A 21,269-nucleotide genomic window follows, 5' to 3' on the forward strand; every position below is an offset into this window, starting at 1 on the left:
TCACCGCCGATACTTGGGGGGTCGTAGCCCTCCGGACTCCGTGCCCGCCGTGCGCCGCCTGTTCACCACCAGCCTGTGCCTGCTGGTCCTGCTCGTCGGCGCGCCCGCGTGGGCGCTGGACCCTGCACGCAAGGTGGACGAATACACCATCGCGCGCTGGACGATGGAAGACGGGCTGCCGCACAACCTGGTGCACACCATCAGCCAGGACGCCGACGGTTACCTCTGGGCAGGCACCTGGGAGGGCGCGGCGCGTTTCGATGGCCGCCGTTTCACGCCCTACGATGCCGGCACGGTGCCGGGGGTGGAAATCGAAGGCGTACGCGCCATCACGCCGCATCCGCAGGGCGGCATGGTGCTGAGTTTGGGCCGCGTCGGACCGGGCGTGCTGCGCTTCCATGAAGGCCGCTGGCAGCGCCTGCCAGGCAAGGCCGGGACGCTGGCGGACGTGTCGGTGCTGCGTTACGGGCCGGACGGTGCCTTGTGGATCGGCACCGACCACACCCTGTTCCGGCTGGGACGCGATGGCGAGCTCCAGGATATCGGCACCACCCATGCGCGGCTTGCCAACGAACGCGTGCTGGCGATCCTGCCCCTGCCGGATGGGAAGGCGCTGGTCGGCAACCGGCACGGGCTGTTCCGGATCGAAGGCGGCCGTGCCAGCGAATGGGGCCGCGAGACGGGACTGCCGGAGACCTCGGTGCTGGCGATCCAGGCTTCACGCTGGGGCGGCATCTTGGTCGGCGGCAGCGCCGGCGCGTGGCGGCTGGAATACGGCCGCGCCGAGCAGATCACCAGCGAGCGCGCCGAGGCCATGCTCGAAGACCGCCATGGCAATCTGTGGATCTCCACGCTCGATGGCCTGCGCCGCTACGCGCAAGGGCGGCACGAAACCCTGGGTGAGCGCAACGGGTTGATGGGGCGGCTGGCACCGTCGCTGTTCGAGGATCGGGACGGGCTGCTGTGGGTCGGCACCACCAACGGGCTGTACCGCATTTCCGACGGACCGGTGTTCGGACTGGCGCGCAGCAGCGGCCTGCGCGACATCTACGTGCGCGCGATCATCGAGCGGCCCGGGCAGGGCGTGTGGATCGGCCATCCGATGGGCGTGGACGTCTGGCAGGCCGGGCAGGCCCGCGCCGTGCCGCTGGCCTTCGATGGCAAGGCCGATCCCTCCGTCCTGTCGATGGCGAATGCGCGCGATGGGGGGCTCTGGATCGGCACCTACGACCAGGGCGTCATCCATCTGCCCGTGGCGGGCGCCGACGGGCAGTTCCGGCCGTGGCGCATCGACGAAACGGATGGCCTGCCTTCCAATCACGTGCGCGCCCTGCTCGAGCGCGCGGACGGTTCGTTGTGGATCGGCAGCAACGAAGGCGTAAGCGTCTATCGCGACGGCCGCATCGTGCGCAATTTCGGCGTGGAAGACGGACTGCCGGACGGCAACGTCTACATGCTGTACGAAACGGCGCAGGGCGTGCTGTGGATCGGCACCAGCAACGGCATGGCGATGATGCGTCGCGACGGCACGGTGCGGACCTGGTTGCCGATGTCCGATTTTCCGGCGGTCGCCGCGTTCGATTTCCTCGCCGACCCTGACGGCAGCCTGTGGATCGCGTCCGATCGCGGACTGCTGCACTGGCACGACGACCGATTCATCCAGTTCGACCATCGCCAGGGCCTGCCGAACAACCGCCTGTTCCGGCTGCTGGAGGACGACAACGGCGACTTCTGGACGTCGAGCAACCGCGGCGTGTTCCGCATCTCGCGCGCCGCGCTGACCGCCATGGAGAACCGCCACCTGGCGCGGTTGCCGGTGGAAGCGTTCACCCATGCCGACGGCCTGCCGAGCAGCCAGGCCAATGGCGCGACCTCGCCCGCGGGATGGCCGATGCGCGACGGCAAGCTGTGGTTCGCCACGGCGAACGGCATCGGCGTGATCGATCCCGACGATGCGCGTCGGCAGCGCGCGCAAGGCATCACGCTGGTGGTGGAATCGGTGGAGGCGGATGGCCGGGTGCTGCCGCCGCAGGAACGCCATGCGCTGTCGGCGGACACACGGCGCGTGGTGATCCGGTTCACTGGCCTGAACCAGCGCGCGCCCGAGCGCTTGCGGTACCGCTACCGGATGGTCGGCTTCGACCGTTACTGGATCGAGACCGACAACGGCATCGCACACGACGCGGTCTACACCAACCTGCCCTCGGGAAAACTCCGCTTCGAAGTCCAGGTGATGAACGCACCAGCGGACTGGAGCAAGCCTGACGAGGCGGTAACGCAGGCGGTGGAACTGGACAAGGCATCGCCCTGGTGGCTGCGGGCGTGGGCGGTCGCCGCGTACGCCATCCTGCTGTTGCTGCTCGGTTGGGGCCTGCTGCTGCTGGCGATGCGTCGCCAGCGGCACCGCCAGCGCCGGCTGGAAGCACTGGTGGACGCGCGCACGTCGGAGCTGAGCGAGAAGAACGGGCAACTCGAACAGGCGGGCGCTGCGAACGCGCGCCTGCTCGAGCAGCTCGCCCACCAGGCGCGCCACGATCCACTGACGGGGCTCGCCAACCGCCGAGCGGGCGACGCGTTCCTCGCCGAGGCCCTGGAGGTCAGCCGCCGTGAAGGACGTCCGCTGTCCGTCGCGCTGATCGACATCGACCACTTCAAGGCCGTCAATGACCGCCATGGCCATGCCTTCGGCGACGAGGTGCTGTCGCAGATCGCCGCGCTGGCGGAGCAGCAGGCAGGCGGCCACGAGGATGTCTTGATCGCGCGCTACGGCGGCGAGGAGTTCCTCGTTTGCCAGCAGTTGCCGTGGTCGACGGCGCGCGCGCGCCTGGAACGGCTGCGCGAGGGCATCGCACAAGCCAGCATCGCTGCGCCCGATGGCGGCGTCCTGCATTGCACGGTCAGCATCGGCGTGGCGGAGCTTGAGGCAGGTCAGGACGTGCGCGACCTGCTGCGGGTCGCCGACGAGCGCCTGTACAAGGCCAAGCAGCAGGGGCGCAATCGACTGGTATCGGGGTGAGCCGTCGTCCGCCGGCGACGGTGCGCCGTCAGCGAACCGCGAAACGCAGCCCGTTGCCTTCGCCTTCGCCCACGGTTTCGGGATCGGTCGTCAGCGCATTCTCGAAGCCGCCACCGCTGCCGCTGTAGAGCAGATAGACCGGCTTCTCGTTGCGCAGCAGGTCGATGCAGTTCTGGAAGTCGTCCAGATGGTAGTTCAGCTGCGGCTGCGTGCCGTTGAGGCCATCGGCGGGCAGCGCCGCGCCGTTGGCATGGAACACCAGCTGGCCGATGTAGGCGCCGCCGGCCATCAGGCCGATGCGGCGGCGGAACGTGTTGGCGGAATAGATGACGCGGTACTTCTCGATCTGCGTCGTGGGCATCGTGCCTGTCCTGTGCGTGCATCCCCTGCATCCGAGTCAACGCAGGGGATGCCGCGATCAGGTCACGCGCCGTTCAATCGCGCAGTTCGGCCACGTAGCAGCGTGCCTGCATCTGCTCCAGCACGGCCTGCGTCGCGACCTGCGTGGACACGCCGCGGCCGGCGGTCGCCAGATCGTTGGTGAACACCTGCGCGTTGAGGGCGCCATCGACGGCGCGCTCGATGCAGTCCGCTTCTTCGTGCAGGCCCAGCGAATGACGCAGCAGCAGCGCGCAGCTGAGGATGGTCGCGTAGGGATTGGCGACACCCTTGCCGGCGATGTCCGGCGCCGAGCCGTGGATCGGTTCGTACAGGCCGACCTTGCCGTCGCCCAGCGAGGCCGACGGCAGCAGGCCCAGCGAGCCTGCCAGCATTGAGGCTTCGTCGGTCAGGATGTCGCCGAACATGTTCTCGGTGACGATGACGTCGTACTCGCGCGGCTTGGCCAGCAGGTGCATCGCCATCGAGTCGACCAGCTGGTGCTCCAGCGCGACGTCGAGGAACTCCTCGCGGCCAATGCGCGTGGCGACATCGCGCCACAGGCGCGAGGTTTCCAGCACGTTGGCCTTGTCTACCGATACCAGCTGGCTGCGGCGTTGGCGCGCCAGCTTGAACGCGCTGCGTACCACGCGTTCGATCTCGGTCACGCTGTAGCTGCACAGGTCGCTGGCGCCGCGCGCATCGCGGGTCTTCTCGCCGAAGTAGATGCCGCCGGTGAGTTCGCGCACGACCACGATGTCCACGCCGGTCAGCAGGTGCGGCTTGATCGGCGACGCGTTCAGCGCGGCAGGATGCGGGCGCACCGGGCGCAGATTGGCGAACAGGCCCAGGCCCTTGCGCAGCGCCAGCAGGCCCTGTTCCGGACGCACTTTCGCGTTAGGGTCCGACCACTTCGGGCCACCCACCGCGCCCAGCAGCACCGCGTTCGCCTGCTGGCAGCCCTGCAGCGTGGCTTGCGGCAGCGGTTCGCCGTGCCGGTCGATGGCGATGCCGCCGATGTCGTACTCGTGGAAATCGAAGGTGTGGCCGTGGCGGCGTGCCAGGGTGCGCAGCACGGTGACGGCGGCGGCGGTGACTTCGGGACCGATGCCGTCCCCGGGCAGTACGGCGATATCAGCGTGCATGGCGGGTGGCCTCGTAGCGTTCGATGTCGGTGTGGCGGGCCAGCAGGTAGCCCAGTTCGTCGACGCCCTGCAACAGGCAGGTCTGCGCGAAGGCGTCGAGCGGGAAGGAGAAGACGGCGCCGCCCGGCGTGCGCAGTTCCTTGGCAGCGACGTCGACGACCAGTTCGTCGTCCGGCCGCTGCATCAGCGACTGCACCGCCTCTTCCGGCAGCACGACGGGCACCAGCCCGTTCTTCAGGCTGTTGTTGCGGAAGATGTCGGCGATCTCGCTGCTGACGATGGCGCGCAGGCCCAGATCGGTCAGCGCCCACGGCGCGTGCTCGCGGGAGGAGCCGCAGCCGAAGTTGCGGCCGGCCAACAGGATCTTGCGGCCGGCGTTCTCCGGCTGGTTGAACGGGAACGCCGGGTTCGGCGCGCCGTCGGCCTGCCAGCGCCAGTCGTTGAACGCGTTCTTGCCCAGGCCGGCGCGTTCGGTCGTGGACAGGAAACGCGCGGGGATGATCTGGTCGGTGTCGATGTTGGTCTGCGCCAGCACCACGCTCTTCGAGCGCACTTCGTTGAACCCGGCCATCACGCCACCGCCTTCTGTGTATCGAACAGGTCGCGCGGATCGCTGACGCGTCCGTTCACCGCCGCCCATGCCGCCGTGAGCGGCGAGGCGAGCAGCGTGCGCGCACCGGGGCCCTGGCGACCCTCGAAATTGCGATTGCTGGTACTGACGGCCAACTGGCCCGGCGCCACCAGATCGCCGTTCATCGCGATGCACATCGAGCAGCCCGGCTCGCGCCACTCGGCACCGGCGTCGCGCACGACCTGGTCGATGCCTTCGGCTTCGGCCTCGCGTTTGACGATCTCCGAGCCCGGCACCACCAGCATGCGCACGCCGGCGGCGACCTTGCGGCCGCGCAGCACCTGCGCTACTTCGCGCATGTCGCGCAGGCGGCCGTTGGTGCAGGAACCGACGAACACCACGTCGACCGGGGTGCCTTCCAGCGTGTGGCCGGCGCTCAGGTGCATGTAGTCCAGACCCTTCTGCGCGGCGGCATCGGCCGGCGCCGGAATCGGTGCGTCCACCGCGATCGCGGTGCCAGGATGCGTGCCCCAGGTCAGCGTCGGGCGGATGTCGGCGGCATCGATGCGTACCTCGGCGTCGAATGTCGCGCCGTCCTCGCTGCGCAGGGTCTTCCAGTAGGCGATGGCAGTTTCGAAGGCCTCGCCTTTCGGTCCGCGTGGCGTGTTGGCGACCCAGTCGAACGTGGTCTGGTCGGGCGCCACCATGCCGGCGCGTGCGCCGGCTTCGATCGACATGTTGCACAGGGTCATGCGCTGCTCCATGTCGAGCGCCTCGATGGCGCTGCCCCGGAACTCGATGACATGGCCGGTGCCGCCGTTCACGCCGATCACCCCGATCACGTGCAGCACGATGTCCTTGGCGCCGACGCCCGGCGCGACCGCACCGTCGACGGTGATCGCCATGGTCTTCGGCTTGCGCTGCAGCAGGCACTGCGTGGCGAGCACGTGGCCGACCTCGCTGGTGCCGATGCCGAACGCCAGCGAACCGAACGCGCCATGCGTGCTGGTGTGGCTGTCGCCGCACACGATGGTCATGCCGGGCAGGGTGAAGCCCTGTTCCGGTGCGATGACGTGGACGATGCCGCGGTTCGGCGAGGCCATGTCGAACAGCTCGATGCCGTGCGCGGCGCAGTTGCGCGCCAGCGTCTCGACCTGCGTTTCCGCAGCCTGGGTGTAGTACGGCAGCTTGCCGTCGGGACCGGCGGGCAGGGTCGGCGTGGAGTGGTCCATCGTCGCCTTGGTGCGGTCCGGGCGGCGTGGCGACAGCCCGCGCGCGACGAGCTCGGTGAAGGCCTGCGGCGAAGTGACCTCGTGGATCAGGTGCAGGTCGATATACAGCACGGCGGGAGCGGTGTCGGTCTCGGGGACGACGACGTGGGCATCCCACAGTTTGTCGAACAGGGTGCGTGGCGCGGTCATGCGGAATCCGGAGCTGCGTGGGAAAGGGATGTGGCACGCGGCTCAAGCCGCGGCCGCTTCCTGTTGTTCGATGCGGCGCTGACGCAGCAGGCGGTTGGCCACGTCCAGCCAAGCCAGCGCGCTGGCCTCGATGATGTCCTTGCTGGTGCCGGTGCCTTCGTATTCCTCGCCGTCGCAGCGCACCGACAGGCTGGCTTCGCCGCGCGCGTCGGCGCCGATGCCCACGCTGTGCACCTGGTAGCTCTCCAGTTGCAGCTGCACGCCGGTAGCGGCGGCCAGTGCACTGAACAGCGCATCGACCGGGCCGTTGCCCTGCGCGGTCTCGGAGACGCGGTTGCCGTCGGGATCGGACAGCTCGACCAGTGCGTTCGCGCGGCTGCCGACGTCGCTGATGGTCATCGACGCCAGGCGGTAGCCGTCGCTCACCGCGGCGTCCTGCATCAGTTCCTGCAGGTCGGCGTCGCCGACCACGCGCTGCTTCTCGCACAGGGCCTTGAACTGCTCGAACACCAGTTTCAACTCGTCCTCTTCCAGCCAGTAGCCCAACGCGCGGAGGCGCTGCTCGACGGCGGCGCGACCGCTGTGGCGGCCCAGCACCATCTGCGACGACGGCCAGCCCACGTCCTGCGGCTGCATGATTTCGTAAGTGCCGCGGTGGCGCAGCATGCCGTGCTGGTGGATGCCGGATTCGTGCGCGAAGGCGTTGGCGCCGACGATGGCCTTGTTGCGCTGCACCGGCATGCCGACCAGGCGCGACAGCAGCTGCGACGTCGGTACGATGCGGCGCGTATCGATGCGCGTATCCAGGTTGTAGAAGGCATTGCGTACCTTCAACGCCATCACCAGCTCTTCGATGGCGCAATTGCCCGCACGCTCGCCGATGCCGTTGATCGAACCTTCGACCTGTCGTGCGCCACCCTCGATCGCGGCCAGCGAGTTGGCGACGGCCAGGCCCAGGTCGTTGTGGCAGTGCGCGCTGAACACCACCTTGTCCGCACCTGGTACCTTGGCGATCGCGCGTTCGAACATGGCGCGGATCTCCTCGGGCGTGGTGAAGCCGACGGTGTCCGGCAGGTTGATGGTGGTGGCCCCGGCGGCGATGGCCGTGGCGATGGCCTGGTGCAGGAAGTCCTCTTCGGTGCGGGTCGCGTCTTCGGCCGAAAACTCGATCTCGTCGACATGGCCGCGCGCCAACCGCACGTGCGTGTCGATCGACTGCAGCACCTGCTCGCGGCTCATGCGCAGCTTGTGCTCGCGGTGCAGCGGGCTGGTCGACAAGAACAGGTGCAGGCGCGGCTTCGCGGAGGCCGACAGCGTGCGCAGCGAGGTCTCGATGTCGCCGGGCAGGCAGCGCGACAGCACCGCCAGCGTGGTGTCGCGCAGGTCGCGGGCGATCAGCGCGTGCGCTTCGCGGTCGGACTGCGAGCTGGCCGGGAAGCCGGTCTCGATGATGTCCACGCCCAGGTCGGCGAGGCCGCGGGCCATCACCAGCTTCTGCTGCGGCGTCATGCTGCAGCCGGGGGACTGTTCGCCATCGCGCAGCGTGGTGTCGAAAATTCGGATCTGCGCGGGGGTGGGAATGGTCGTGTTCACCAGATGGATTCCTCGTGTACTTCTGTTTCCGGGGCGGCGACCGCGATACGGCGCGCGCCGGTCTTGATGGGGGATTTCGGGGTGGCCGCGCGCGTACTGCCGCGGCCGGTGGCAAGCGCAGGCTCGCCCTCGGCGGCGCGCCTGCGCGGCTTGCGCGGCGGCCGGGGGCGCACGTCGGACAGCAGCTGCGCCAGGACGGTGGCGTCAATGTTACCGCCTGACACCACCGCGCACTTGCGCTTGCCCGCCACGCGGCGGCCGGCGGCCAGCGCCAGTGCGCCCGCGCCCTCGGCGATCAGGTTCTCTTCCAGCGCCAGCCGCACCAGCGTTTCGCGCAGTTCGGCCTCGCGCACGGTGACCACGTCGTCCAGCAGTTGCGTGCACAGGCGGCGGGTGATGAAACCGGGCACCTTCACGCGCACGCCATCGGCCAGCGACGCGACGGGATCGACGGGCGAGACGTCGCCCTTCATCGCGCGGATCATCGAATCGACGCCTTCCACCTGGGCGCCGACCACGCGGACACCTTGCGACTTCAGCGCCAGCGCGACGCCGGAGGCCAGGCCGCCGCCGCCGATCGGCACGATCACCACGTCCGGCGCGTGCGGGGCGATCTCGATGCCGACGGTGCCCTGGCCTGCGATCACGTCCGGATCGTCGAAGGCGGACAGGAAACGGTAGCCGTTCTGTTCGGCCAGTTCCTTCGCGAAGGCGAACGCCTCGTCGTAGCTGTTGCCGTGCTGGCGCACCGTGGCGCCCCAGTGGGCAACACCGGCGATCTTCGTCTCCGGCGCACCATGCGGCATCACCGTGATGGCTTGCACGCCCAGGCGGTAGGCGGCCCAGGCCAGGCCCTGCGCGTGGTTGCCGGCGGAAGCCGCGATGACCGGGCGATGGTCGCCGCGCTCACGCGCCGCCAGCAGGGCGTTCAGTGCGCCGCGGACCTTGTACGATCCGGTGCGCTGCAGGTTTTCCAGCTTCAGCATCACGCCGAAGCGCTCGGCGTGGTGCAACGGCGTCGGCGGCAGATAACGACGCAGCCGCGCCTGCGCCGCCAGCACGTCGGCCACGGTGACGACGACGTCGCCTACGTCGGGCTCGTTGATGGCGGAGGCGCGGCCGGCATCAGGCATCGCGGCACGCGAACGGCTGATCTCGAAGAAGACGCCTCCGGACCGCAACATCCGCGTTGGCGGGTGCGGTCTTCATGCGGCGCGGTCCTGGTGGCGGCTATCCCGGCTCAGCTCCTGCACGGCGCTGAAGGACAGTTCCTCCACATCGTAGATCTTCAGCAACTGCTGGCGCAGGGTCTCCGGCGCGCGGGTGCTGTCGATCACCAGCGCCAGCGCCCAGTGGCCTTCGCTGTCATGGGTGGCGTGCACCGCATGGGGTGGGAAGCCACGGCGCTCGATCATGCCCAGCACGCGCACCAATGCGCCCTCGGCAGGTTTGAGCTTGAGTTCAAGCCGGTAACGCATTCTTGTTCTCCGGGCCGTCGGCGGCGACGGCCGGCTCGGCGGATGGTTTCGCGGGATTGGCATCCAGCATCGAACTGTTGGCGTGGTTCGGCGGCACCAGCGGCCAGACATTCGCCTTGATGTCGATGGTGACGTGCAGCAGGGCAGGCCCGGGTTGGGCCAGCAGGTCGGCCAAGGCGCCCTCGACTTCATCGCGCAGGCTGATGTGGTGGGCCGGAATACCGAACACGCGCGCCAGCGCCGCGAAGTCCGGGTTGTCGGACAGATCGATCTCGCTGTAGCGCTCGGCGAAGAACAGTTCCTGCCACTGCCGCACCATGCCCAGCGCGCTGTTGTCGATCAGCACGATCTTCACCGGCAGCTTGCAGCGGGCGATGGTCGCCAACTCCTGCACGTTCATCATGAAGCCGCCGTCGCCATTGACCAGGACGACGGTGCGGTCGGGACAGGCGAATTGCGCGCCCATCGCGGCCGGCAGGCCGAAGCCCATCGTGCCCAGCGCGCCGCTGGTCAGGTGGTTGCGCGGATGGGTGAACTTGCAGTGCTGCGCCACCCACATCTGATGCTGACCCACGTCGCAGGCGATGATCGTGTCGGCCGGTGCCACTTCGCTCAGCCGCTTCAGCAGGCCGGGCGCGTAGATGTCGGTGCCGGGTGCGTCGTAACGGAAGCCGAAACGCTCGCGGTTGGCCACGCAGCGCTTGCGCCATTCGTCGCAGGTGCTGCGTGCGGCGCCCAGCGCCTTCAGACTGGCGGCGACGTCGCCCGGGACCGCGATGTCGGCGGTGCGCAGCTTGCCGATCTCGTAGGCATCGGCGTCGATGTGCAGCACGCGCGCGAACGGGGCGAATTCCGCCAGCTTGCCGGTGGCGCGGTCGTCGAACCGTGCACCCACCACGATCAGCAGGTCGCACTCCTGCACCGCCATGTTGGCCGCGCGCGTGCCGTGCATGCCCAGCATGCCCAGGTAGTGCGGATGGGCGGCGGGCAGGGCGCCCAGGCCGCGCAGGGTCAGCACGGTGGGAATCCTGGTGGCGTCGACGAACTGGCGGAACGCGTCCACCGCATCGGCCAGGCCGATGCCGCCGCCGCCGTAGATCACCGGCTTCTCCGCGCCGGCGATGGCGGCCAGCGCGTCCGCCAGCTTCGCCTCCTCCGGAGCGGGCACCGGATCGACGCTGGCCGGCACGTGATCGGGGAGATGCGAGGCATCCGACATCTGCACGTCCTTCGGCAGGTCGATCAGCACGGGACCCGGACGGCCTTCGCGCGCGATGCGGAACGCTTCGCGGACCATCTCCGGCAGATCGTCCACACGCCGCGCAACGAAGCTGTGCTTCACGATCGGCAGGGTCAGGCCGAACACGTCCAGTTCCTGGAACGCGTCGGTGCCCATCAGCGTGGTGGCGACCTGGCCGGTCAGGCAGACCATCGGCACCGAGTCCAGCATCGCGTCGGCGATGCCGGTCACCAGGTTGGATGCGCCCGGGCCGGAGGTCGCGACGCACACGCCGACCTTGCCGCTGGCGCGGGCGTACCCGTTCGCGGCCAGTGCAGCGCCCTGCTCATGCCGCACCAGGATGTGCTTCAGGTTGGAATCCACCAGCGCGTCGTAGAACGGCATGATGGTGCCGCCGGGGTAGCCGAAGAGCGTGTCCACGCCCTCGGCTTCCAGGGCGCGGGTCAGCCAGCGGGCGCCATTGCGTGGGGCAGTGGCCGCGGCGGCGTTCATGCGGCGGCCTGCTCGTCTGTCTTCGCTTGCGGGGCGTTGGCCTGCAGCCACACCATCTTGGCGCGCAGTTCCTTGCCGACCTTCTCGATCGGGTGATCCTTGTCGGCCTGCTGGAACTTCTTGTAGTTCGGCAGGCCGGCGTCGTACTCCGCCTGCCAGTTGCGGGTGAAGGTGCCGTTCTGGATGTCGGTCAGCACGTCCTTCATGCGCGCCTTGACCGAGGCGTCGATGACGCGCGGACCGCTGACGAAGTCGCCGTACTGCGCGGTCTCGGAGATGAACTCCAGCATGCGGGTGATGCCGCCTTCGTAGAACAGGTCGACGATCAGCTTCAGTTCGTGCAGCACTTCGTAATAGGCGATTTCCGGCTGATAACCGGCTTCCACCAGCGTCTCGAAGCCGGCCTGCACCAGCGACGAAGCGCCGCCGCACAGCACGGCCTGCTCGCCGAACAGGTCGGTCTCGGTCTCTTCCTTGAAGGTGGTCTTGATGATGTTGGCGCGGGCGCCGCCCAGGCCGCCGGCGTAGGCCAGCGCGAACTGCTCGGCCTTGCCGCTCTTGTCCTGGTGCACGGCGTAGATGCAGGGCACGCCGCGGCCGATCTCGTACTCGCGGCGCACCAGCGCGCCCGGGCCCTTCGGCGCCACCAGCACCACGTCCAGGTCGGCGCGCGGTTCGATCATGCCGAAGTGGACGTTGAGGCCGTGCGCGAACAGCAGCACCGCGCCCTGCTTCATGTTCGGGGCCAGCACGTCGTTGTAGAGCTTCTTCTGCACCATGTCCGGGGTCAGCACGGCGACCAGGTCGGCGTCCTTCACCGCGTCGGCCACCGCCTTCACCACGAAGCCGTCGGCCTGTGCCTTCGCTTCGGTCGGGCCGCCCGGGCGCAGACCGACGGTGACGTCGAAACCGGAGTCGCGCAGGTTCAGCGCATGCGCGCGGCCCTGGCTGCCGTAGCCGACGACGGCGATCTTGGGTTGCGGGAGAGCGTTGGCGGTGGTCATGGTGCGGAGTTCCTGAGGGTTGAGGTGAGAAGAAAGGCTCTTAAACAAAAAACCCCGCACTTCTCAGTGCGGGGTTTTGCGAATCTGGCGTTGCTTGCTTGTTACACGCCGGTCCGTCCCGCAGTTGTGGGCGAGGTAATAAGGACGAGTACAAGGACGGACGCCGCAGCGGGTGCGGTGGGGTCGGTCATCGTGGGCGTGTGGCGTTGCAACATGCGGCAAGAGAAACATGCCGCTCCGAAGCATGTCAAGCGCTTCCGTACGCTTTTCGACGATCGGATGATTTCACTCGATATGGTTGCAACTGAAACCGTGGAAAGCCAGCAGAATCAAGGCTTCCCACGTCGTCGCAGCACCGCTGGTTTTCATGCCCGAGTACCGTTCCAAGACTTCCACCCACGGCCGCAACATGGCCGGCGCCCGCGCGCTGTGGCGCGCCACCGGCATGAAGGACGAGGACTTCCACAAGCCCATCGTCGCCGTCGCCAATTCGTTCACCCAGTTCGTCCCGGGCCATGTGCACCTGAAGGACCTCGGCCAACTGGTCGCACGCGAGATCGAGCGCGTCGGCGGTGTGGCGAAGGAGTTCGACACCATCGCCGTCGATGACGGCATCGCGATGGGCCATGACGGCATGCTGTATTCGCTGCCGTCGCGCGAAGTCATCGCCGACTCGGTCGAGTACATGGTCAATGCGCACTGCGCCGATGCGCTGGTGTGCATTTCCAACTGCGACAAGATCACGCCCGGCATGCTGATGGCCGCGCTGCGCCTGAATATCCCAACGGTGTTCGTATCGGGTGGGCCGATGGAGGCAGGCAAGACCAAGCTGGCCGACCACAAGCTGGACCTGATCGACGCGATGGTGATGGCGGCCGATCCGAATGCGTCCGACGAACAGGTCGCCGCGGTCGAACGCAGCGCCTGCCCGACCTGCGGTTCGTGCAGCGGCATGTTCACCGCCAACTCGATGAACTGCCTGACCGAGGCGTTGGGCCTGTCATTGCCGGGCAACGGCACCGTTGTGGCCACGCATGCCGACCGCGAACAGCTGTTCAAGCGCGCCGGCGTGGTGGCGGTGGAGCTGTGCCATCGCTGGTACGGCGGCGAGGATGCGACGGCGCTGCCGCGCGGCATCGCCACGTTCGAGGCGTTCGAGAATGCGATGACGCTGGACATCGCGATGGGCGGCTCCACCAACACCATCCTGCACCTGCTCGCCGCGGCGCAGGAGGGCGAGGTGCCGTTCGACATGCGCGACATCGACCGCCTGTCGCGGCGCGTGCCGCAGCTGTGCAAAGTGGCGCCGAACACGCAGAAGTACCACATCGAAGACGTGCACCGCGCCGGCGGCATCATGGCGATCCTCGGCGAACTGGCGCGCGGCGGCCTGCTGCATACCGATGTCGCCACCGTGCATGCGAAGACGCTGGGCGATGCCATCGCGAAGTGGGACGTCACCCAGACCGACGACGATGCCGTGGCCACGTTCTACAAGGCCGGGCCCGCCGGCATTCCCACCCAGGTCGCCTTCAGCCAGGCGACGCGCTGGCCATCGCTGGACACCGACCGCGCCGAAGGCTGCATCCGCAGCGTGGAGCACGCGTTCTCGCAGGAAGGCGGGCTGGCGGTGCTGTACGGCAACATCGCCGTCGATGGCTGCGTGGTGAAGACGGCCGGTGTCGACGAGTCGATCCACGTCTTCGAAGGCAACGCGCGCGTCTACGAGAGCCAGGATGCGGCGGTGGCCGGGATCCTGGGCGACGAGGTGAAGGCGGGCGACGTGGTGGTGATCCGCTACGAAGGACCCAAGGGCGGGCCGGGTATGCAGGAGATGCTGTACCCGACGAGCTACCTGAAGTCGAAAGGCCTCGGCAAGCAATGCGCGTTGCTGACGGACGGACGGTTTTCCGGCGGCACCTCCGGGCTTTCCATCGGCCATGCCTCACCGGAAGGGGCGGCGGGCGGCGCGATCGGACTGGTGCAGGACGGCGATCGCATCCGCATCGATATCCCGCAGCGTTCCATCAGCCTGCTGGTGTCCGACGCGGACCTGGCCTCGCGTCGGGCTGCCCAGGATGCGAAGGGCTGGAAGCCCGCGCAGCCCCGCACGCGCAAGGTCAGCACCGCGTTGAAGGCGTACGCGCTGCTTGCCACCAGTGCCGACAAGGGCGCCGTGCGTGACAATGCGCTGCTGGATGCCGTCTGATACGCGGATGCGCCTTCGCTCCGCTCTTGTCCTGCTGTTCGCACTCGTCTTCCTTCCCGTCTCCGCGAAGGAAGACCGGCGCACGCCGTGGGTGGTCGCCACCTATGCCTATCCCGAACGCGACCGCCTTGATGCGATCCAGCCGCTCGCCAACTACCTGGCAAAGCGCGGCCGCCATCCGGTACAGGTGAAGCTCTTCCCATCGCCCACGGCGCTGGTGCAGGCGATGCGTGACGGCCACGTCGATGTCGCGGTACCCAACCTGCATGGCTACCTGCAGGCGCGGCGCGACATCGCACAGGTCACCACGCTGCCGGTACCGCAGGTACCCGCGTTGCAGGCGGATCGCTATCGGGCGGTGCTGGTGGCGCGCGATGTCGCATCGTTCGCCGGCATGAAGGCGAATGCCGGCAGGCTGCGGCTGGCGCTGGTCGGTCGCGACTCCGCATCCGGCGGTTTCGTGCCGGCGCAGTACCTGCGCAGCCAGGGACTGGATCCTGCGACGGCTTTCGCGTCGGTCATCTATTCGGGTTCGCATGCTGCCGCATTGCAGGCTGTGATCGAGGAGCGTGCCGATGTGGCGGCGTTGGCGATCGATGTCTACGACGCGTCGCGTCCCGACGATGTCCACGAACTTTGGCGCTCCGATCCGATCCCGCCGGGCCCCCTGCTGTGCCGTGCGACGACCGAGGTGCCGTGCCAGGCCATCGCGGCCTGGTTGCTGGAAGCGCACCGGGAAGAGCCGGCCGTGATGGCGGCCCTGCGCGTCGGCTGGCCCGAGTTCGGCGACGCCACCGTCTTCGTCCCTGCCGATGTCGCACGGCTGTCCGAGGCGGCTCTGCCCCGGGACTGAGCGCCGGTCCAGCCTGAACAGGCCCCTCAACTCACTTCTTCTCCGGCCGCTACCGATAGACGGAGGAGGGGTCATGGCAGCGATCGAAGACAGGCAGGCCGACAACGCGGCAAGCGCGGGCGTACTGCCGGACGCGCCGGTGGGACTGGTACGACTGGATGCGTCCGCGCGCGTCGTGGCGGCCAACCGTGCCGCGTGGGACTTGCTGGCGTTGTCGCCCGAGGCGCTGCTGGGCCAGCCGTGCGACCGGCTGTGGGGCCTGCCTGCCAGCGTGCTGAACGACGAAGAAGGTAACTGGTGCGCGCCCGGCAACGATCCTGCCCGCCGCATCCGTTACCACGCCGACCGCGATGGCGGAGGCTGGCTGCTGTCGTTGCCGCATCCGGAAACCGCGGCCCTGCTGCGCGACGCCGCACGGCTGGCGCAGGGCGAGATTCCCGCGGCGGTCACGCCTGCGCTGCGCGACGTCGCGCAACGCCTGACGGATGCCGCCACCGAACGCGCCCTGCTGGAACGCATCGGCGGCCTGCTCGGGGGGTGCGACCTCGATCTCGCGTTGCCGGACGCGCAGGCCGCGCATCCGCTGTCGCGGCAGATCGCTGCCGGCTTCGGCAACCTGGCCGAGGCGATCCGCCAGGCTGTAGCGCTGTCGGTGCAGGTGGCGGCCGAAGTGCCGCACCTGGTCGGCGACAACGACGAACTGCTGACCCAGTCGCAGGCGCAGGTCACCGCGCTGGACACCGTACTCGACGCCACCCGGCGCCTGCTGCAGGGGCTCAAGGGCGCGGGCGAAGAACTGCAGGCGGTGATCAGCGTCGCCGCCAACGCCGATGCCAGTGCCCGCCAGGGCGTCGCGGCCGCGCGCCAGCTGGGCGATGCGATGCGCGAAGTCGAACGCCGTTCCGCGCGCGCCGGCGAAGTCATCGAGGTCATCGACGCCGTCGCGTTCCAGACCAACATCCTGTCGATCAACGCCAGCATCGAAGCCGCGCGTGCGGGACCGGCCGGGCGCGGCTTCGCCGTCGTCGCCACCGAGATCCGCCGCCTCGCCGAACAGGCGGCGACGGCGGCGCGCGATGTGCGCGTGATCCTGGACGAAAGCGGGCGTGCCCTGACCGAGAGCGCGGCTTCGGCCGAGGCCACGGGGCAGGTGCTGGTCGGCATCGGCGACCTGCTGGCGCGCGCCAGCCAGGCGATGGAGTCGGTGGTCGAGCGCGTCTCCGCGCAGGATCAGGAGGTCATTGCGATCGATGCCGCTGTTGATCGCGTCGCCGCGCTCAGCCGCAGCAATCTGGAGCACGCTGACCAGGTGGCCGCACGCGGTACGGCGCTGGCGCAGGGCACGGACACGCTGCGGGACTGCGTCGGCCTGTTCCGGTTGCCCGCCGATCCGCTCGGACATCGCCGTCATGCGCGCGTCCGCGATCTGGCACAGGCGGCGGCGCTGCGCATTGGCGATACCCTGGCGCAGGCACTGGTGCAGGGGCGCATCGATGACGATGCTCTGTTCTCGCGCGACTACACGCCGATGCCGGGCATCGAGCCGGCCAAGTTCACCACCCCGTTCGACGCGCTCTGCGACGAACTGCTGCCGCCCCTGCAGGAACCGGTGATCGCGCGCCACCCGTGGATCGTGTTCGCCATCTGCGCCAACCCGGACGGCTACGTGCCCACGCACAACCTGCGCTTCACCCAGCCGCTGACGGGCGACCGCGCCAGGGACCTGGTGGGCAACCGCACCAAGCGCCTGTTCGCCGACCGCGTCGGCCGCAGCGTGGGCGCGCACACCGACCCTTACCGCCTGCAGGTCTATCGCCGCGATACCGGGCAGATCATGTTCGACCTGTCGGTGCCGGTGTTCGTCGGCGACCGCCACTGGGGCGGCTTCCGCGTGGGCTACACGCTGGAGTGACTTGCCGGGGCGGCGTTTGTGGTCTAATTCGCCCCGAAGCGGGGGTATCGCCGGCCGGGCCGGCGATTGAGACAGTCCCTTCGAACCTGATCCGGTTGAGACCGGCGTAGGGAAGCTTCGCAGGATGCGCCGTATTGCCGTGCCCCGTGCCCGCAGTCCGTCCGCCGCCGCGCCGCCGCTTCGTCCGTGATGCGAACCCTCGCATCCCACTATGCGAATCTCCCTGTGCGGGGATTCAAAAGGACGAAGCCGATGAATGCCATCCCCAAGCCCGCCATCGACCTGCTGCAGCAGACCGGGCAACTTTCCGAATCCGTCACCCGGCCGATCCCGGGCTCGCGCAAGATCTTCGTGCAGGGCTCGCGCCCCGACCTGCAGGTGCCGATGCGCGAGATCGCGCTGACCCAGACGCCGACCATCTTCGGTGGCGAAGAGAATCCGCCGGTCACCGTCTACGACCCTTCCGGCCCGTACACCGATCCTGATGCGCGCATCGACCTGGCATCCGGCCTTGCGGCACTGCGCACGAAGTGGATCGAAGAGCGCGGCGACACCGAGCAGCTCGATGCGCTCAGCTCCACCTTCGGCCGGGCACGGGAGCACGACCCCAAGCTGGATGCGGTGCGCTTCCCCAACCGCGTGCTGCCGCGCCGCGCCAAGGCCGGTGCCAACGTCAGCCAGATGCACTACGCCCGCCGCGGCATCATCACGCCGGAGATGGAGTACGTCGCCATCCGCGAGAACCAGCGGCTCGATGCCGTGCGCGAGGCGCATCTTCTGGCCCAGCATCCGGGCGAAAGCTTCGGTGCCAGCATCCAGAAATTCATCACGCCGGAATTCGTGCGCGACGAGATCGCGCGCGGCCGCGCCATCCTGCCGAACAACATCAACCATCCCGAAAGCGAACCGATGATCATCGGCCGCAACTTCCTGACCAAGATCAACGCCAACATCGGCAACAGCGCGGTGTCGTCGGGCATCGCCGAGGAAGTCGAGAAGCTGGTGTGGTCGATCCGCTGGGGCGGCGACACGGTGATGGACCTGTCCACCGGCAAGCACATCCACGAGACGCGCGAGTGGATCATCCGCAATTCGCCGGTGCCGATCGGCACGGTGCCGATCTACCAGGCGCTGGAGAAGGTCGACGGCCGCGCCGAAGCGCTGACTTGGGAGATCTTCCGCGACACCCTGATCGAACAGGCCGAGCAGGGCGTGGACTACTTCACCATCCACGCCGGCGTACTGCTGCGACACGTGCCGCTGACCGCCAAGCGCGTGACCGGCATCGTCTCGCGCGGCGGTTCGATCATGGCCAAGTGGTGCCTGGCGCACCACAAGGAGAACTTCCTCTACACGCACTTCGAGGACATCTGTGAAATCATGAAGGCCTACGACGTGGCCTTCTCGCTGGGCGACGGCCTGCGTCCCGGCTGCATCGCCGACGCCAACGACGCCGCGCAGTTCGGCGAGCTGGAAGCGCTGGGCGAGCTGACCAAGATCGCGTGGAAGCACGATGTGCAATGCATGATCGAAGGCCCCGGCCACGTGCCGATGCAGCTGATCAAGGAGAACATGGACAAGCAGCTGCGCGAGTGCGGCGAAGCGCCGTTCTACACGCTCGGCCCGCTGACCACCGACATCGCGCCGGGTTACGACCACATCACCAGCGCCATCGGTGCGGCGATGATCGGCTGGTACGGCACCGCGATGCTCTGCTACGTCACGCCGAAGGAACACCTGGGCCTGCCGAACCGGCAGGACGTGCGCGACGGCATCATGGCGTACAAGATCGCCGCGCATGCCGCCGACCTGGCCAAGGGCCATCCCGGCGCGCAGGTGCGCGACAACGCGCTGAGCAAGGCGCGCTTCGAGTTCCGCTGGGAGGACCAGTTCCACCTGGGCCTGGATCCGGAGAAGGCCAAGGAATTCCACGACGAAACCCTGCCGAAGGATGCGCACAAGCTGGCGCACTTCTGCTCGATGTGCGGCCCGCACTTCTGCTCGATGAAGATCACCCAGGACGTGCGCGACTATGCCGCCGAGCACGGCGTGGAGGAGCAGGCGGCGCTGGAGGCCGGCATGGCGGAGAAGTCCGCGGAGTTCCTGGCCCAGGGAGCGCAGGTGTATCGTCAGGGCTGACCCGGCCGGGCGGGGTGCTTCCGTCCGGCGCTCTCAGGCGCAGTGTTCACGGGACGTCCGCCATCATGGTGGCGTCCCCGACAGGAGAACCACCATGCTCGGATTCGCCCGTACCACCGCCCGCTGGATGATGGCGGCCAGTGTCCTGCTGCTGGCGGCCTGCGCCACCGGTCCGCGCATCACCAGCGACGTCGACCCGTCCGCCAACTTCGGCCAGTACCGCACGTTCGCCTTCTACTCGCCGCTGGCGATCGAAGGGCAGGGCTACGCCACGCTGACGAGTGGCCGCATCAAGAGCGCCGCCCGCGCGCAGATGGAGTCGCGCGGCTACGCCTACGACGAGACGTCGCCGGATCTGTGGGTGAACCTCAATGCCTACATGCAGGAAAAGACGGATGTCGTGAACACGCCGGAAGTCGACTACGACTACTACTACAGCTATCGCGCGCGCCGCTATGTGGCCGTGCCGACCTGGCGGGACCGCACCGACGTCTACAAGTACACCGAGGGCACCTTGAACGTCGATCTGGTGGACGCGAAGCAGAACCGGCTGGTCTGGACCGGCGTGGCGGTCGGACGTGCGGGCCGCGACAAGCCTGAAGAGCGGAATGCGAAGATCGACGGCGCGGTCGCCGACATCTTCCTGCGCTACCCGTACCGCGCGGGCAGTGGCACGCCGGCAGCGACGCCATGAAGGGCAGCGGTCCCGTCATCGCCAAGGCCGGCATCGGCTTCGGTACGGCGCTCGCCATCACCATCTCGTGGAGCGCCAACAAGTCGCTGCTGTGGGCGGTGATCCACGGTCTGCTGTCGTGGATCTACGTGGTCTATTACGCGCTGGTCTACCACTTCAAGTGAGGCCCGCCGCGTGACGACGCCCTGGCTCTGGTTGCGCTGGCTGGTGACGGCGCGGCGGCATCCCTGCGCCTTCCTGCTGATCGTGCAGCTGGCCGGCATCCTGCTGTACCCGATCATGGAAGACACGCAGGCCGGGCGCGCGCTGTTCGGCGCGTTCGGCATCCTGGTGCTCGCGCTCGCCCTGTGGGTGGTCAACCGCAGCGCCGCGGTGAACTGGGTCGCGTGGTCGCTGGCGGTGCCGTCGGTGCTGTTGTCGGTGTCCGCGGCCGTCTTCGATCTTCCGTCGTTGGGCATCTACGCTCACCTGCTGGAGAGCGGCCTGTATTTCTACACGGCCGGCAGCCTGATCGCCTACATGCTGCAGGACCACTCGGTGAGCAGCGACGAACTGTTCGCCGCCGGCGCCACCTTCACGCTGCTGGCGTGGGCGTTCGCGTTTTCGTTCTCGGTCTGCCAGCAATGGTATCCCGGCAGCTTCACCGCCGCCGTCGATCCGCAATCGCCGCGCAGCTGGATGGAGCTGCTGTTCCTGAGCTTCAGCCTGCTGTCGGGCGTGGGCCTGAGCGACGTGGTGCCGATCCTGCCGCAGGCCCGCGCGCTGGTGATGCTGGAGCAGTTCGCCGGCGTGATGTACATCGCCGTGGTGGTGTCGCGACTGATAGGACTGACCATCCTGAAATCGCCTGCGCGCAAGGCGGACTGAGCATCGCCAGCACATAAAAAATTCGCGCCTTTCGGCGCGAATGCTGGAGCTGATGTAGTAGGACGTCGGCGGAGAGAGAGATTGCCTGTGCTGCTCCCGTTCAGGGGGAGCATGACGGCCACTGTAAAATGCACCGCGACGGTGCGCTTTCCCCGTGCTGCCTTTGAACTTTGCCGAATCTGCCGGATCACTTGGCCCTACGGGCGGCAGGCATTAAGGCACATGACGGACCCCCGGAAGACAGCGCAGCATTCGCC

Annotated in this window: 17 protein-coding genes and 1 riboswitch; of the genes, 8 read left to right on the forward strand and 9 right to left on the reverse strand. The window is 68.2% G+C overall.

Annotation, left to right across the window (positions count from 1 at the left end; genetic code table 11):
* Nucleotides 1–49: 49 nt before the first annotated feature.
* Entirely contained in the window at nt 50–3,016 is a 2,967-nt protein-coding gene (locus ACSQ1W_RS00605) for a two-component regulator propeller domain-containing protein (RefSeq protein ID WP_436041259.1), read from the forward strand.
* A gap of 28 nt (nt 3,017–3,044) precedes the next feature.
* Here ACSQ1W_RS00605 and ACSQ1W_RS00610 read toward each other — a convergent pair whose 3' ends face one another.
* The 9 genes from ACSQ1W_RS00610 to ilvC all read right to left on the reverse strand — a co-directional run bounded on the left by ACSQ1W_RS00610 (nt 3,045) and on the right by ilvC (nt 12,338).
* A complete protein-coding gene (locus tag ACSQ1W_RS00610) occupies nt 3,045–3,377 on the reverse strand; it encodes a hypothetical protein (RefSeq protein WP_436041260.1) in 333 nt (110 codons plus the stop codon).
* A 73-nt stretch (nt 3,378–3,450) separates the two neighbouring features.
* Nucleotides 3,451–4,539 carry a 3-isopropylmalate dehydrogenase gene (gene leuB, locus ACSQ1W_RS00615; protein WP_436041261.1) on the reverse strand — a complete coding sequence of 363 codons (1,089 nt, stop codon included), beginning with the start codon at nt 4,537–4,539 and terminating at the stop codon, nt 3,451–3,453.
* Nucleotides 4,529–5,110, reverse strand: a complete 582-nt coding sequence (leuD, locus tag ACSQ1W_RS00620) for a 3-isopropylmalate dehydratase small subunit (RefSeq protein ID WP_192270806.1) — start codon at nt 5,108–5,110, stop codon at nt 4,529–4,531. Before leuD ends, leuB begins: the two co-directional genes overlap by 11 nt.
* Nucleotides 5,110–6,531: a 3-isopropylmalate dehydratase large subunit gene (gene leuC, locus ACSQ1W_RS00625; protein WP_436041262.1), complete on the reverse strand. Its 1,422-nt coding sequence runs from the start codon at nt 6,529–6,531 to the stop codon at nt 5,110–5,112. The genes leuD and leuC overlap by 1 nt, the downstream gene beginning before the upstream one ends.
* Nucleotides 6,532–6,573: 42 nt before the next feature.
* Nucleotides 6,574–8,124 (reverse strand): 2-isopropylmalate synthase, encoded by a 1,551-nt coding sequence (locus ACSQ1W_RS00630; protein WP_436041263.1) that lies wholly within the window; start codon nt 8,122–8,124, stop codon nt 6,574–6,576.
* Nucleotides 8,121–9,257, reverse strand: coding sequence for a threonine dehydratase (locus tag ACSQ1W_RS00635; RefSeq protein WP_436046034.1), 1,137 nt, complete (start codon nt 9,255–9,257; stop codon nt 8,121–8,123). The genes ACSQ1W_RS00630 and ACSQ1W_RS00635 overlap by 4 nt, the downstream gene beginning before the upstream one ends.
* Nucleotides 9,258–9,329: 72 nt before the next feature.
* A complete protein-coding gene (locus tag ACSQ1W_RS00640; protein ID WP_192270800.1) occupies nt 9,330–9,602 on the reverse strand; it encodes an ACT domain-containing protein in 273 nt (90 codons plus the stop codon).
* Nucleotides 9,586–11,334: an acetolactate synthase 2 catalytic subunit gene (gene ilvG / locus ACSQ1W_RS00645; RefSeq protein WP_436041264.1), complete on the reverse strand. Its 1,749-nt coding sequence runs from the start codon at nt 11,332–11,334 to the stop codon at nt 9,586–9,588. The genes ACSQ1W_RS00640 and ilvG overlap by 17 nt, the downstream gene beginning before the upstream one ends.
* Nucleotides 11,331–12,338 carry a ketol-acid reductoisomerase gene (gene ilvC / locus ACSQ1W_RS00650; protein ID WP_192270796.1) on the reverse strand — a complete coding sequence of 336 codons (1,008 nt, stop codon included), beginning with the start codon at nt 12,336–12,338 and terminating at the stop codon, nt 11,331–11,333. Before ilvC ends, ilvG begins: the two co-directional genes overlap by 4 nt.
* A gap of 367 nt (nt 12,339–12,705) precedes the next feature.
* Between ilvC and ilvD the strand changes: the two genes are divergently transcribed.
* From ilvD to ACSQ1W_RS00685, 7 genes are all read left to right on the forward strand, one after another.
* Nucleotides 12,706–14,547 carry a dihydroxy-acid dehydratase gene (ilvD, locus tag ACSQ1W_RS00655; RefSeq protein WP_436041265.1) on the forward strand — a complete coding sequence of 614 codons (1,842 nt, stop codon included), beginning with the start codon at nt 12,706–12,708 and terminating at the stop codon, nt 14,545–14,547.
* 7 nt (nt 14,548–14,554) lie between these two features.
* The gene (locus ACSQ1W_RS00660) at nt 14,555–15,400 is read left to right on the forward strand and encodes a phosphate/phosphite/phosphonate ABC transporter substrate-binding protein (protein WP_436041266.1); all 846 of its coding nucleotides are present in this window, start codon (nt 14,555–14,557) and stop codon (nt 15,398–15,400) included.
* A 73-nt stretch (nt 15,401–15,473) separates the two neighbouring features.
* On the forward strand, nt 15,474–17,312 hold the full coding sequence (locus ACSQ1W_RS00665) for a methyl-accepting chemotaxis protein (RefSeq protein ID WP_436041267.1): 1,839 nt from the start codon (nt 15,474–15,476) through the stop codon (nt 17,310–17,312).
* A gap of 30 nt (nt 17,313–17,342) precedes the next feature.
* A riboswitch (TPP riboswitch) is annotated at nt 17,343–17,443 on the forward strand.
* Nucleotides 17,444–17,564: 121 nt separating this feature from the next.
* Entirely contained in the window at nt 17,565–19,451 is a 1,887-nt protein-coding gene (gene thiC, locus ACSQ1W_RS00670) for a phosphomethylpyrimidine synthase ThiC (protein ID WP_436041268.1), read from the forward strand.
* A gap of 94 nt (nt 19,452–19,545) precedes the next feature.
* A complete protein-coding gene (locus tag ACSQ1W_RS00675) occupies nt 19,546–20,145 on the forward strand; it encodes a DUF4136 domain-containing protein (protein WP_436041269.1) in 600 nt (199 codons plus the stop codon).
* Complete coding sequence (locus ACSQ1W_RS00680) at nt 20,142–20,309, forward strand: hypothetical protein (RefSeq protein WP_436041270.1); 168 nt, start codon at nt 20,142–20,144, stop codon at nt 20,307–20,309. Before ACSQ1W_RS00675 ends, ACSQ1W_RS00680 begins: the two co-directional genes overlap by 4 nt.
* 10 nt (nt 20,310–20,319) lie before the next feature.
* Nucleotides 20,320–21,012 (forward strand): ion channel, encoded by a 693-nt coding sequence (locus ACSQ1W_RS00685; RefSeq protein ID WP_343227272.1) that lies wholly within the window; start codon nt 20,320–20,322, stop codon nt 21,010–21,012.
* Nucleotides 21,013–21,269: the final 257 nt, after the last annotated feature.

Origin of the sequence: Pseudoxanthomonas sp. LjRoot143, from assembly GCF_964252945.1 — a bacterium.
Taxonomy (GTDB): Bacteria; Pseudomonadota; Gammaproteobacteria; order Xanthomonadales; family Xanthomonadaceae; genus Pseudoxanthomonas_A.